The organism is Streptomyces sp. NPDC001858 (genome assembly GCF_053594615.1).
Genome location: NZ_JBSFEV010000004.1, coordinates 282,135 through 294,990 on the forward strand (window position 1 = coordinate 282,135; position 12,856 = coordinate 294,990).

At 71.7% G+C, this 12,856-nt stretch carries 11 protein-coding genes; 5 read left to right on the plus strand and 6 right to left on the minus strand.

Translation table 11 applies throughout. The features are described 5' to 3' along the window. Positions 1-116: 116 nt before the first annotated feature. From ACWCPF_RS07960 to ACWCPF_RS07975, 4 genes are all read left to right on the plus strand, one after another. Positions 117-1,607: an MFS transporter gene (locus ACWCPF_RS07960; protein ID WP_451044234.1), complete on the plus strand. Its 1,491-nt coding sequence runs from the start codon at positions 117-119 to the stop codon at positions 1,605-1,607. 200 nt (positions 1,608-1,807) lie between these two features. After that, positions 1,808-2,569, plus strand: coding sequence for a DeoR/GlpR family DNA-binding transcription regulator (locus tag ACWCPF_RS07965; protein ID WP_451044103.1), 762 nt, complete (start codon positions 1,808-1,810; stop codon positions 2,567-2,569). Positions 2,570-2,778: 209 nt separating this feature from the next. Beyond that, positions 2,779-3,726, plus strand: coding sequence for a 1-phosphofructokinase (pfkB, locus tag ACWCPF_RS07970; RefSeq protein ID WP_451044235.1), 948 nt, complete (start codon positions 2,779-2,781; stop codon positions 3,724-3,726). Positions 3,727-3,880: 154 nt separating this feature from the next. Continuing rightward, positions 3,881-5,962 (plus strand): PTS fructose transporter subunit IIABC, encoded by a 2,082-nt coding sequence (locus ACWCPF_RS07975; protein WP_451044104.1) that lies wholly within the window; start codon positions 3,881-3,883, stop codon positions 5,960-5,962. A gap of 155 nt (positions 5,963-6,117) precedes the next feature. Here ACWCPF_RS07975 and ACWCPF_RS07980 read toward each other — a convergent pair whose 3' ends face one another. The 4 genes from ACWCPF_RS07980 to ACWCPF_RS07995 all read right to left on the minus strand — a co-directional run bounded on the left by ACWCPF_RS07980 (position 6,118) and on the right by ACWCPF_RS07995 (position 11,057). Further along, positions 6,118-6,864 (minus strand): DUF6227 family protein, encoded by a 747-nt coding sequence (locus ACWCPF_RS07980; protein WP_451044105.1) that lies wholly within the window; start codon positions 6,862-6,864, stop codon positions 6,118-6,120. 231 nt (positions 6,865-7,095) lie between these two features. Continuing rightward, complete coding sequence (locus ACWCPF_RS07985) at positions 7,096-8,316, minus strand: L,D-transpeptidase (protein WP_451044106.1); 1,221 nt, start codon at positions 8,314-8,316, stop codon at positions 7,096-7,098. A gap of 219 nt (positions 8,317-8,535) precedes the next feature. Next, the gene (locus ACWCPF_RS07990) at positions 8,536-9,564 is read right to left on the minus strand and encodes a P1 family peptidase (RefSeq protein ID WP_451044107.1); all 1,029 of its coding nucleotides are present in this window, start codon (positions 9,562-9,564) and stop codon (positions 8,536-8,538) included. Between the two features lie 50 nt (positions 9,565-9,614). Further along, positions 9,615-11,057 (minus strand): low temperature requirement protein A, encoded by a 1,443-nt coding sequence (locus tag ACWCPF_RS07995; RefSeq protein WP_451044108.1) that lies wholly within the window; start codon positions 11,055-11,057, stop codon positions 9,615-9,617. Between the two features lie 122 nt (positions 11,058-11,179). On the opposite strand from ACWCPF_RS07995, the gene ACWCPF_RS08000 reads away from it, so the two are divergent. Continuing rightward, positions 11,180-11,362, plus strand: coding sequence for a hypothetical protein (locus tag ACWCPF_RS08000; RefSeq protein ID WP_451044109.1), 183 nt, complete (start codon positions 11,180-11,182; stop codon positions 11,360-11,362). Positions 11,363-11,444: 82 nt separating this feature from the next. Here the strand turns inward: ACWCPF_RS08000 and mscL are convergent, their stop codons facing one another. Together mscL and ACWCPF_RS08010 are read right to left on the minus strand one after the other, a co-directional pair. Then, positions 11,445-11,912: a large conductance mechanosensitive channel protein MscL gene (gene mscL, locus ACWCPF_RS08005; RefSeq protein WP_450950049.1), complete on the minus strand. Its 468-nt coding sequence runs from the start codon at positions 11,910-11,912 to the stop codon at positions 11,445-11,447. A 108-nt stretch (positions 11,913-12,020) separates the two neighbouring features. Continuing rightward, positions 12,021-12,554, minus strand: a complete 534-nt coding sequence (locus ACWCPF_RS08010; protein ID WP_451044110.1) for an RcpC/CpaB family pilus assembly protein — start codon at positions 12,552-12,554, stop codon at positions 12,021-12,023. Between the last annotated feature and the right edge of the window lie 302 nt (positions 12,555-12,856).

Below are 12,856 nucleotides of genomic sequence, written 5' to 3' on the forward strand. Positions count from 1 at the left end.
CCTCCACGGAGACCCTCCCCGAGCCCTCGCCCGCGCCCGAGCCCTCGCCAGAGACTTCGCGCGAGTCCCCGCCGAAGACTTCGCCCGAGCCCTCGCCCGACTCTCGAACAACGCCGATGACGCTGCCGGGCGATCGCCGTCGCTGGTTCGCGCTCGCCATCGTGATGACGGCGGCCTTCATGGACCTCGTCGACGTCACGATCGTCAACATCGCCATCCCCTCCATACAGGAGGACGCGGGCGCCTCCTGGAGCCAGATCCAGTGGATCACCGCCGGTTACGCGCTCGCGTTCGCCGCCGGGCTGATCACCGGCGGGCGGCTCGGCGACATCCACGGCCGTAAGCGGCTGTTCCTCGTCGGCATCGGCGGGTTCACCGTCGCCTCCGCGCTGTGCGGCTTCGCCGCGAACCCGGAGATGCTGGTCGCCTCGCGGATCCTCCAGGGCGGCATGGCGGCGCTGATGGTCCCGCAGGTGCTGTCGATCGTGCACGCCACCTTCCCGGCGCACGAGCGGGGCAAGGTGTTCGGGCTCTTCGGCGCGATCGTGGGACTGGGGGCCGTCTCCGGTCCGCTGCTCGGCGCGCTGCTGACGGAGTGGAACCTGTTCGGGCTGGAGTGGCGGCCGATCTTCCTCATCAACCTGCCGGTCGGCATCGCGGGCTTGATCCTCGGCAGCCGCTTCATCACCGAGTCCAGGGCCCCGAAGGCCCTGAAGCTGGACCTCGTCGGCGTCGTCCTGGTCACGCTCGGGCTGCTCATGCTGCTCTACCCGCTCACCCGCGGCCGCGAGCTGGGCTGGCCGCTGTGGGGGTACGCGTCGATGGTCGGCGCGCTCGGCGTGTTCGGGGCGCTGGTCGCCTACGAGCGGCGCAAGGGCGCGCGGGACGGCTCGCCGCTGATCGAGCTCTCCCTCTTCCGGGTGCGCAGCTTCGCTGCGGGCGTCGCCGTGCAGACCGTCTTCGGGGTCGGCCTCGGGGTGTTCTTCCTGGTCTGGACGCTGTACATGCAGACCGGTCTGGGCTGGAGCCCGCTGAAGGCCGGCCTGACCGGGGTCCCGTTCTCGATCGCGGTCTCGGTGGCCGCGGGGCTGTCCGTGCAGCAGCTGGTTCCGCGTTTCGGCCGCAAGGTGCTGCAGGCGGGCGCCCTGACCATGACCGTCGGCGTGCTGCTCTACATCTGGGAGTCCGAGCGCTACGGCCTCGGCATCGCGCCCTGGCAGATGGCGCTCCCGCTGGTCGTGATGGGCGTCGGCATGGGTCTGATCGTCGCTCCGCTGACGGACGCGGTGCTGTCGGAGGTGCCGCGTGAGCACGCCGGCTCGGCGTCCGGGCTCATCAACACCGTCCAGCAGATGGGCAACGCGCTCGGCCTCGGCCTGGTCGCGGTGGTCTTCTTCGGGCAGATCGGCGACCGGCTGACGCGGACGGAGGTGGGCCCCGCCTTCGTGGACGCCTTCCAGCACGCCCTGGGCTGGGTGGCCCTGGTGATGTTCGCCATCTTCCTGCTGATGTTCGCGCTGCCGAGGCGGCCGGCCCAGCACGTGGAGGGCGGCGCCATGGACACCTCGGAGGCGGCCGATGGGCGGGAGCGCGAGCTCGTCGGCTGAGTCGTGCTTCCCGGTCGAGGGCCGTCACCGCATCGGTGACGGCCCTCGAACATGTCCGGCGATCTTCACATGACCGCCTGAAGTCCGTTCATGCCCGAATCACGTCCGAACCTGTTTACTTTCCGGAAATCCAGGCGTAGCCTCCCTGTCGAAACCACAAGTTCGGGCATGAAACTCGGACAGGCCGGAGGAGAACGGACATGTACGCACCGGAGCGGCAGCAGGAGATCCTGCGGCTCGCCCGTGAGGGCGGCCGGGTGGACGTCCTGTCGCTGGCCGAGGAGTTCCAGGTCACCGCGGAGACCATCCGCCGCGACCTGAAGGCCCTCGACCGTGCCGGCCTGGTGCGCAGAGTCCACGGCGGGGCCATACCGGCCGGACGCCTCGACTTCGAACCGGACCTCGCCGAACGCGAGGAGACCTCCACCGACGAGAAGGACCGCATCGCCAAGGCGGCCCTCACGGAACTGCCGTCCGAGGGCACGATGATCCTCGACGCCGGTACGACGGTCGCCCGACTGGCCGCCGCCCTCCCGCTGGAGGCCGAGCTCGTCGTCGTCACCCACAGCCTGCCCATCGCGGCCCGCCTCGCGGACCACCCGGGGATGCAGCTCCACCTCGTCGGGGGGCGCGTGCGGCACCGTACGCGCGCCGCCGTGGACGCCTGGGCGCTCCGCGCCTACGGCGAGATCCGCGCCGACGTCCTGTTCGTCGCGGCCAACGGCTTCTCGGCCGAGCACGGGCTGACCACCCCCGACCTCGCCGAGGCCGCGGTGAAGCGGGCGGCCATCGGCGCGGCGCGCCGCGTGGTGCTGCTCGCCGACTCCGCCAAGCACGGCCAGGAGCACTTCGCCCGCTTCGGTGACCTGAGCGATGTGGACCTGCTGATCACCGACAGCGGACTGAGCCCCGACGACGCGGCCGCCATCGAGCGCGGCGGCACGGAAGTAGTACGAGCATGAGCGGCACGGACATGAGCGGTACGGACATGAGCGGGACGAGCATGAGCGACATCGACATGAGCGACATCGACATGAACGGCACGAGCGTCAACAGCGCGGACACGAGCACGAACAGCGCCGATATGAGCGTGAACAGTGTGGACACGAGCGCGAACAGCGCAGATACGAGCATGAGTGGCGCGGATGCGAGCACGAACGGCGCGGGCGGTGTGATTCTCACCGTCACCCCCAACCCGTCCCTGGACCGCACCTACGAGGTCCCGTCCCTCGACCGCGGCGACGTCATCCGGGCCACCGGCGAGCGGATGGACCCGGGCGGCAAGGGCGTCAACGTCTCGCGCGCCGTCGCCGCCGCCGGACGGCGCACGGTCGCCGTCCTGCCCCTGGGCGGTGCGCCCGGCGCGCTCGTCGCCGATCTGCTCGACGCCCAGGGCATCGAGGTCGCGCCGGTCCCGGTCGCCGGAGCCACCCGCTCGAACATCGCGCTGGCCGAATCGGACGGCGTCCTGACGAAGATCAACGCGCCCGGACCCGAACTCTCCCCGGAAGAGCAGGAACTGCTCCTGGAGACGGTGCGCGAGCAGTCGCGCGACGCCGACTGGATCGCCTGCTGCGGAAGCCTGCCCCGCGGGCTCGCGCCCTCCTGGTACGCCGAGGTCGTCGCGCGGGCGCACGCCGGAGGCGCGCGCATCGCGCTCGACACCTCGGGGCCCGCGCTCCTCGAGGCGCTGCGCGAGCGGCCCGACGTGGTGAAGCCGAACGCCGAGGAGCTCGCGGAGGCCGTCGGACGCCCCCTGGCGACCGTGGGCGACGCGGTGAAGGCGGCCGAGGAACTGCGCGAGATGGGCGCCTGCGCCGTCCTCGCGAGCCTGGGCGCCGACGGGCAACTGCTCGTCTCGGACACGGGCACCTGGTTCGCGAGCGCGCGCGTCGACGTCGTACGCAGCAATGTGGGAGCGGGCGACTCCTCGCTCGCCGGCTTCCTCATCGCCGGCGGCAGCGGCCCGCAGGCGCTCGCCTCGGCGGTCGCCCATGGCGCGGCCGCCGTCCAGCTGCCCGGCAGCGTGATGCCGACCCCGGACGATCTGGAGCCGGCGGCGGTGACGGTCACGGCGGAGGTGCCGGTGGACCGCGAACTCAAGGAGCCCGTGTCATGACGTCCCTCTCGTTACTCGGCGCCCCCGCGTCCCCCCGCTGCGCCTCCGTCTCCACCCCCCTCCCTGTCCCCACCTTCATCTCCACCCCCGTCCCCGTCACCACCCTCGCCCACCACCCCACGCCCCGGGCGATACGCGTGCGAAGGAGCCCGCGATGAGCGACATGATCACCGCGGACCTGGTCGATCTCGACCTGTCCGCCGAAACCAAGGAAGCGGCGGCGCGATCCCTCGCCGAGCGCATGGTGGCCCTGGGTCGGGTGACCGACCTGGACGGCTTCCTCGCCGACGTGGCCGCCCGCGAGGCCCAGATGCCCACCGGCCTCGACGGCGGCATCGGCATCCCGCACTGCCGTAGCGAGCACGTCACCGAGCCGACGCTCGCCTTCGGACGCAGCTCCGCCGGCATCGACTTCGGCGCCGCGGACGGCCCCGCCGACCTGGTCTTCCTGATCGCCGCCCCGGCCGGCGCGGACGACGCCCACCTGACGATCCTGTCGTCGCTGGCCCGGCAGCTGATGAACGCCGAGTTCACCGACGCGCTGCGCTCGGTCGGCGACGCGGCGTCGGCGGCGGCCCTGATCCGCGGCGACGAGGCCCCGGCCGCCGAGGCCGCCGCCGCGGACTCCGCCTCCCAGAACTCCGTGTCGGCGCCGGCGGCGGCCTCCGCCGGCGCCGACACGGCCACCACGACCCCGGACACTCCCGGCGGCAGTGCCGGCAACGGCGACCGCCCGTTCCGGATCGTCGCCGTCACCTCCTGCCCCACCGGCATCGCCCACACCTACATGGCGGCCGAGTCCCTGGAGAACGCGGGCCGTGACGCGGGCGTCGAACTGGTCGTCGAGACGCAGGGCTCGGCCGGCTTCACCCGGCTCGACCCGGCCGTCATCGCCGCCGCCGACGGCGTGATCTTCGCCCACGACGTCCCCGTACGCGACAAGGACCGCTTCGCCGGCAAGCCCACCGTGGACGTCGGCGTCAAGGCGGGCATCAACCGGCCCGCCGAGCTGATCACCGACGTGCGCGCCAAGGCCGAGCGCGGCGAGACGAGCGCGGCGGCCAAGGGCGGGACGCCCGTCGAGCAGGCCGGCGAGTCCGGCGACAGCTACGGCACCAAGCTGCGCAAGTGGCTGATGACCGGCGTCAGCTACATGGTCCCGTTCGTCGCCGCGGGCGGTCTGCTGATCGCCCTCGGGTTCGCGATCGGCGGCTGGGAGATCAACAAGGCGCCCTCGGTCATGGAGCACTTCTCCTGGACCCAGGTCGACAGCTGGGGCGCGCTGATGTTCCAGATCGGCGGGGTCGCCTTCGGCTTCCTCATCCCGGTCCTCGCCGGCTACATCGCCTACGGCATGGCGGACCGGCCGGGTCTCGTGCCCGGATTCGTCGGCGGCATGATCGCCTCCAACATCGCCGCCGGCTTCCTCGGCGGTCTGGCCGCCGGTCTGCTGGCAGGTGGCGTCGTCCTGGCGATCCAGCGGATCAAGATCCCACCGGTGCTGCGCGGCATCATGCCGGTGGTGGTGATCCCGCTGATCTCCTCGCTGATCGTCGGCTTCCTGATGTTCGTCGTGATCGGCAAGCCCATCGCCGAGGCCCAGAAGGGCATGACCGACTGGCTGGCCGGCCTCTCCGGCGCCAACGCCGTCCTGCTCGGCGTGCTGCTCGGCCTGATGATGTGCTTCGACCTCGGCGGCCCGGTCAACAAGGTCGCGTACGCCTTCGCCACGGCCGGCATCGCCGTTGCGGACCCCAGCGACTCCGCGATGAAGGTCATGGCCGCGGTGATGGCCGCGGGCATGGTCCCGCCGCTGGGCATGGCGCTCGCGACCACCGTCCGCAAGAAGCTCTTCACCGCGACCGAGCGCGAGAACGGCAAGGCCGCCTGGGTGCTGGGCGCCTCCTTCATCTCGGAGGGCGCGATCCCGTTCGCCGCGGCCGACCCGCTGCGCGTCATCCCGGCCTCGATGGCGGGCGGCGCGGTCACCGGCGCCCTGTCGATGGCCTTCGGCGCGACGCTCCGCGCTCCGCACGGCGGCATCTTCGTGGTCCCGCTGATCGGCAACCCGTTCCTGTACCTGCTCGCCATCGCGGCGGGCGTGTGCGTGACGACTGCTGTGGTCGTCGTCCTCAAGGGCATGCGCAAGCCGGTCCCCGGCGCCGCGGAACCCGGCACCGCGGATGCGGCCGAGACCACCGCGGCGACGGAGAAGAAGCAGCCGGTGGCCGCGTAAGGCCGGTGGCCTGCGGGTCACTGGAACAGCCACACGCAGCAGCACGGTCCGGGACTTTCGTCCCGGACCGTGCTGCGTGTCGGTGCCTCAGGCGTTCCTCGTGGTCTCAGGCGACTCGGGCGACCAGGGGGCTCCGCAGACGGGGCTCCGCAGACTCAGGAGACCTGTGCCGCCCGGCGTTCCATCGCGTCGCGGGCCGCGCTCTCGGAGAGGTACACCTCGCACATGTGCCGCCCGTCGGGCGTCGCCGTGTGCTCGACCTCCCACAGGGAGATCTCCCGGCCGTCGAGCAGCAGGAACGCGTGCTCGTAGAGCGAGTAGCCGAGGCCGATCCGGCCCGCCCGGCAGGGGCGGCCGAAGGCCTGGGTGATCTGGTGCGCGAACGCCGACTTCAACAGCGTCGCCGTGTCCGCGTCGGGTGGGTCGGGGTTCTCCGCGCGGCGCAGCAGCCGGCGCGCGTGATCCGCCGAGTCGTCCGGAACGTACACATGGCGGGGTGCGAGGACCGGCGACAACTGCACCAGCACCGGCAGCTCGAAGTCCGGCGCGTCCGACGGCAGCGGCAGCCGGGCGGTCGCGGCGCGCAGCTCCTCCTCGTCGACGTACACCTCGTGCTGCGGCTCGCTGCCCGGCGCGGTGTTGTGCACGAGCTCCCACAGCGTGAGCGCGCAGCCGTCGGCGAGCAGCCAGGTGTGCCGGTACGTCTCCCGGTGCAGGCCCGCGCTGTGGTGCGCGGAGTGCAGGGAGCTGTCGTGGGCCAGTGCGCAGTCGAGCCGCCGCAGTGCTTCGTCGGGCAGCTCGAACGAGTTCAGGGCGCGACCGAGCAGTCGCGCGAGGTGCTCCTCCGGAGACTCGGGCGACTCGGCTGGTTCGTACGCTGTTGTCTCGTACGGAACGCTCAAGGTTTCTCCCGGCGTTGCTGCATGTCACCTTGTGGGTGCATACCGTAGCCCCTCGGTCGGACATCATGTCCGGGAACCGAGAAAACGTACGTCGGAGAAAACGCAGGAACCGCGCGAAAAGTTCCCGCGCGGCCCCCACGTGCCGGGACGAACTGTCGGTCAGAGCCGGTCGAAGCCGGTCAGGGCGGGTTCGAGCCGGCCGGGGGAGGTTCCCTGCCGGCCCGGGCTAAATCAGACGGCGCTCCCGGCGGTCCATTCCGCCCACGCCATGTTCCAGCCGTTCAGCCCGTTGTCCGGAGCCACCGCCTTGTCCGGGGAGTTCTTGACGATCACCACGTCGCCGATCAGCGAGTTGTCGTAGAACCACTTGGCGGGCGTGTCGCCCTGCGCGCCCCGCACGTCCGCGAGTCCGACGCAGCCATGGCTGGTGCCCTCCCGGCCGAACGGCGGATTGCCCTTGTTGTACCAGTAGTTGCCGTGGATGAAGGTCCCGGACGTCGTCAGACGCATCGCATGCGGCACATCCGGGATGTCGTACTCCCCGCCCAGGTCGACCGTCCGGCTGTTCATCCGCGTCTGCGTGAACTTCTCGGAGATCACCATCTGCCCGTTGTACGTCGTGTGCTCCGCGCTGCCCGACGAGATCGGTTCCGTCTTCAGCGTCTGCCCGTCCCGCACCACGGTCATGGTCTGCGTGTTCACGTCCACCGTGGACACCTGTGAGCGCCCGACGGTGAAGCTGACCGTCTTCTTCTGCACCCCGACGACGCCGTTCGCGCCCTCGACGCCGTCCAGGTCGATCTTCATCGTGACCTTGGAACCGGCCTTCCAGTACTCCTCGGGCCGGAAGTCGAGCCGCTGCTCCCCGAACCAGTGCCCCACCACCTGCTGGCCGCTGCTGGAGGTGACCGTGATGTGCGACTGCACGGCCTTCTTGTCGCCGATGGCCTTGTCGAAGGTGAACGACACCGGCATCCCCACGCCGACCGTCGTGCCGTTGTCCGGCGTGTACGTCCCTATGAAGCTGTTGGCCGGAGTGACCGTCGTGAAGATCGAGTCGGCCGCGGCGGTCTTGCCGCTCGAATCCTTTGCGGTCGCCGATATCTGGTACTTCGTCCCGCGCTCCAGCTGCTCCTTCGGCTTCCAGGTGCTGCCGTCGGCCGACAGGGAGCCCTCGACGATCTGCCCCGACCCGGCCACCGTCATCTTCACCTCGGTGAGCCGGCCGTCGCTCACCTTCACACCGGTCGTGTTGATCGACGCGCCCGTCGAGCCGTCCTTCGCCGAGATGACGATCTTCGCGGTGGACGTCTTGGCCGTGGCCTTACCGCCCTTGGCGTCGTCGTCCTTGGCGTTGGCGCTGCCCCCGCAGGCGGTCAGGGTCAGGGCGCCGACCACCAGGACGGCACAGGCTCCCACGGCTCGTCGCACTGCTTTGTCCGCCGTTGTCACGGGCTGCTCCAGATTCGTGTGAGGTGAGTGATCCGCTCCAGTACGTGGAGAAAGAGGGATCCGGCGGTCGGTCGGGTTCCCCCCGGCCGCCCTTGGCACCATCACGTGACAGAACCGCGACAAACCCTCGGCCGAGGGCTCCCACCCCACCGAGCCCGCCTCACGGAGCCCACGCCAACGGGCCCGTCTCGCGGGACCCGGCCTCACTCGGGTCCCGCCTCACGGAGTCCCGTACAACTCCTCGTAGGACGGCCACTCCCCGCCCGGCGCCTTCACCGACTCGGCGGCGCGCACGGCCCGTACGATCGCGCGGGTCACCATGTCCGCGCCCGCGGCGAGGATGTCGTTCAGGGCGAGCGGGCGGTCGGGATCGAGCGGGCGCGCGCCCGTCGCCAGCGCGAAGACCGTGTCGCCGTCGTGCAGCAGATGCACCGGCCGCACGGCGCGTGCGATCCCGTCGTGCGCCGTGCCCGCCAGCTTCTGCGCCTGCGCCTTCGACAGATCCGCGTCGGTGGCCACCACGGCGAGCGTCGTGTTGAGCGGGGCGGGCGCGCTCCTCGCCGCGCTCTCGGCGAGCCGCCGGCGCGCGGCCTCGTGCACCCGCGCCTCCGGGTACGTCACGCGCCCCTGGAACAGCTCCCCGTACAGCACCCCCGTCTCCGGCTCCAGCACCGAACCCACGGCGTTCGCCACCACCAGCGCGGCCACCGTGATCCCCGAGTCGAGGACGACGCTCGCGGTGCCCACTCCGCCCTTCATCAGCCCGACCGCCGCGCCCGTCCCGGCGCCTACGCACCCCTCCCGCACGCGCGTGCCGGGCTCGCTCGCCGCGGCCGCCTCCACGGCGGCGCGGCCGGTGGCGGCGTCCGGGCGGGCCCGGAAGTCGCCACCGCGCCCCAGGTCGAAGACGCAGGCGGCCGGCACCACCGGCACCACGTGCGTCGGGTCCGGGCCGACGGGGACGCCCCGCCCCTGCTCCTCCAGCCAGGCCATCACGCCAGAGGCCGCGTCGAGCCCGTAGGCGCTGCCGCCCGTCAGCACGATCGCCTCGACCCGCTGCACCAGGTTGCGCGGATCCAGCGCGTCGGTCTCCTTGGTGCCGGGACCGCCGCCGCGTACGTCCACCGCGGCCACCGCGCCGCCCTCGGGCGCGAGGACGACCGTGGTGCCGGTGAGCCAACCGTCGCCGGTGCGCGTGGCGTGTCCGACCCGCACGCCGGGGACGTCCGTCAGAGCGTCAACTGTCATGGGAGCCAGTCTCGCCCGGCTCGCGCGAGGTGCGCTGCCGTCCCGCCGTGTCACACGGCCGTGCTCGAAGCCCCCGCCTCGTTGTCCGGAGAGTCCGGGGAGCCCGGAGCATCCGGGGAGTCCTGGGGCTCGCGGGGCTCCTGGGACTCGGGCGGTTCGGGTGACTTCGGCGACTCCTGCGCCGTGGGCGACTCCTGCGTCGTGGGCGACTCCCGCGCCTCGAGCGCGGCCATGCGCGCCGTCAGGGTCGTCCCGGTGGCCACCGCCAGCGCCGACACCAGGCCCGCCGCGAGGACGGCCCAGTCGCCCAGGAAGGTGCAGCAGATCACCAGCAGCGCGGTGACGGGCAGCACCAGCTGCTGGGCCAGGCCGACCTTGAAGTGGCGGGCGTGCAGCACCCACACCGTCAGCAGGAACAGCGCCGTGGGCAGCGTCACGGCCGCCGACGCGGCCAGCGTGGAGATGTGGGCCCTGCCGATCACCTGCTCGACCGCCACCTCCAGCCCCGCCCCGATCGCGGCAGCCGACGCGAAGGCGACGTAGTGCCCGTAGCCCCACACGAACGCCTGCTTGTTGGCGCGCAGATGCCCATGGATGGGCACCACGAAGTAGATCCACCAGGCGGCGAAGACGATCAGCAGCCCGCCCACCGCGATCGGCAGCAGATCGCCCAGCGCGTCGCTCTCGTCCAGGGCGGACTTCACGGCGATCGTTGCCGCCGCGATCGTCTCGCCCAGCACGATGATCGTGAACAGTCCGTAGCGCTCCGCGATGTGGTGCGGATGCCAGGACGTCGGGTGGTCCTTCTCCGCGTAGGGCGGCACGCACATCTCCAGCACCGCCATCACCAGGAACAGCCAGGCCTTGGCGCCCTCGGGCGCGATCAGCAGACCCAGCCAGCCGAGCTGGCAGAGCAGCACGCCGCCCGCGTACCGCAGCGCCATCGTCCGCTCGGGGCCTTCGGTCGACAGCGCGACGCGTAGCCATTGTGAGGACAGCGCCACTCGCATGATGACGTAGCCCAGTACTACGGCGACGTACTGCTGTTCCTCGAACGCCCGGGACACCCCGGCCGCGAGCACCAGGACCCCGCCGATCTGTATCAGCGTGACGACCCGGTAGAGGCTGTCGTCGTTGTCGTACGCCGAGGCGAACCAGGTGAAGTTCATCCAGGCCCACCAGATCGCGAAGAAGACCATCGCGTAGTTGAGGAGTCCCTCGCCCGCGTGGGACTCCGCCACCGCGTGCACCAGTTGGATGCCCGCCTGGGCGATGGCCACCACGAAGCACAGGTCGAAGAAGAGCTCCAGCGGCGTCGAGACCCGGTGCACCTCGTCGCGCCCGCGCGCGGTGAGCCTGCGCAGCGGTCGTCTCTGCGAGAGATCGGGGGCTGGGTCCGAGCCGGGCGTGGGGGTGCTGGGCGTGGGGGTGCCGGGCGGAGGGGACGGCAGAGGGGACGGCGGAGGGGACGGCGGAGGCGTGCGGGACGTCATGAGTCCCAGCACAGCAGATATCCGCCGGAAAAGCTTGCGCGGGGTGCGCGGGCGGCCCGACGGCCGGGCGTCGCGGCCCGCGCCCCTGATCCGGGCGGCTCCCGGGACCGTACCCTGGAGGCATGAGCACCCCCTCCGCCCCCGAGCCGCGCGACCCGAAGGCCGCGTTGATCTTCGACGACCCGCTGGACCGGCCGTCCTCGGACGACACCGACCGCGGGTGGGGCGAGCGGCCGGCCGCCGGCGGTGACAGCGCCGCCGACCTCAAGCGCTTCCTCGACGAGAAGCCGCCCCACCACATCTGAACCCGGGCGGCGGCCCTCCGGCAGGTCCGGCCGGCCTCGCGGGCCCCGCGGAACACCGTCCGCAAGGCCCCGAACAGCCTCGCTACCGCTCGCTGTGGCCCGAGCCCCGCTGTGCGACCAGCGCGTCGCGGATCTCCTTGAGCACCTCCAGCTCGGTCACCTCCAGGACCTCCTGAGCGCCCTCCTTGGCCTTCCTGCGGGCCTCCACCTTCGCCAGGTACTTCGACATGGGCAGCACCATCAGGAAGTAGACGACCGCCGCGGTGATCACGAAGGTGAGCGTCGCGCCCAGCACCGAGCCCCACAGGATCCGGACGCCCGTCGCACTGTCGCCCGTCCCCGTGCAGGGGCCCTTGAGGCAGGAGCTGTAGCTGTCCAGGTTCTTCGTGCCGACCGCTCCGATGAGCGGGTTGATGATCCCCTTCACGACCGCGTTGACGATGTTCGTGAAGGCCGCGCCGATCACGACCGCGACTGCCAGATCGACGACGTTCCCGCGCATCAGGAAGGCCTTGAAGCCCTGCCATACGCTCGCCTTCTTTTCGCTCACCTGGGGGACACTCCTCGCATGTACAGGTTGTGGAACAAACAGTTCCGCAACCTACGTCACCCCGAGGCGGGCGTGTCCAATTCGGTAGCTCCAACGAGGGACTTGACTTCACCACAGGGTCACCGCCAGCCGAGCCGTCGCGCTCGCTCCCGCCAGGCGTGCGGCGGTGGGGCGGGGCACCGACAGGACGACCAACGCGCCGCCGTCCGCCGTGTCGAGGGAGACGCCCGAGTCGTCCAGCGGCTCCGGCACCTCGGTCACGAGCGCCCCACGTGCGACGACGCGGGCCGCACCGCCGACGCCGCCCGACGGACTCTCCTCGACGGCGATGACGTCGACCCGGTCGCCGGGGCGCAGCAGCCGCACGGTGGCCGCGTCGGCGATCCGTACCGGCGCCGTCACCTTCTGTACGGCGGTGGGACCCGGCGCAGGGGCGCGAACCGGCCCGTGCGCGTGGGCGTGCGAGCCCGCACCGGGCTGCTCGCGCGCCGGATCGGTGTCCTGGGGTCCGGCCGCGACGAGTGCCGCGGCGGTGACGGCGAGACCGAGCGCGAGGGCCCGCCGCCGGCTCCGCACCAGCCGGCCCAGCGGCCCCGTGCGGTACCACCCGCGGCGGACGCGCACGGGGTCGAAAGGTGGCACCTCGCAGGTGGCAGGCGCCTCCGCCCCCGGCGGACGCGACCCGGACGGGAAGGCGAACGGAGGGGAGGGAGGGCGAGGCGAGGGGGGACGCGGCGACGGTGGCCGGGGAGAGGGAGGGTGGGGAGCGGAAGCGGGGGACGGAGGGAGAGTGGGAGGAAGAGACACGGGATCACCACCTGTGACGAGGGACGGACTTGCGAAGCCACGATGAGGCTTCGCGCCGACGCTCGCCGGAGCCCGTGGACTACCCACGGGTTGTGGACAACTCCCTCACCCGAACGATGAGTTCCGCCCCGTTCTCC

Coding starts and splice junctions, on each gene's coding strand:
- ACWCPF_RS07960 (WP_451044234.1), top strand. CDS start 117: ATGACGCTGCCGGGCGATCGCCGTCGCTGGTTCGCGCTCGCCATCGTG.
- ACWCPF_RS07965 (WP_451044103.1), top strand. CDS start 1,808: ATGTACGCACCGGAGCGGCAGCAGGAGATCCTGCGGCTCGCCCGTGAG.
- ACWCPF_RS07975 (WP_451044104.1), top strand. CDS start 3,881: ATGAGCGACATGATCACCGCGGACCTGGTCGATCTCGACCTGTCCGCC.
- ACWCPF_RS07990 (WP_451044107.1), bottom strand. CDS start 9,564: ATGACAGTTGACGCTCTGACGGACGTCCCCGGCGTGCGGGTCGGACAC.
- ACWCPF_RS07995 (WP_451044108.1), bottom strand. CDS start 11,057: ATGACGTCCCGCACGCCTCCGCCGTCCCCTCCGCCGTCCCCTCTGCCG.
- ACWCPF_RS08000 (WP_451044109.1), top strand. CDS start 11,180: ATGAGCACCCCCTCCGCCCCCGAGCCGCGCGACCCGAAGGCCGCGTTG.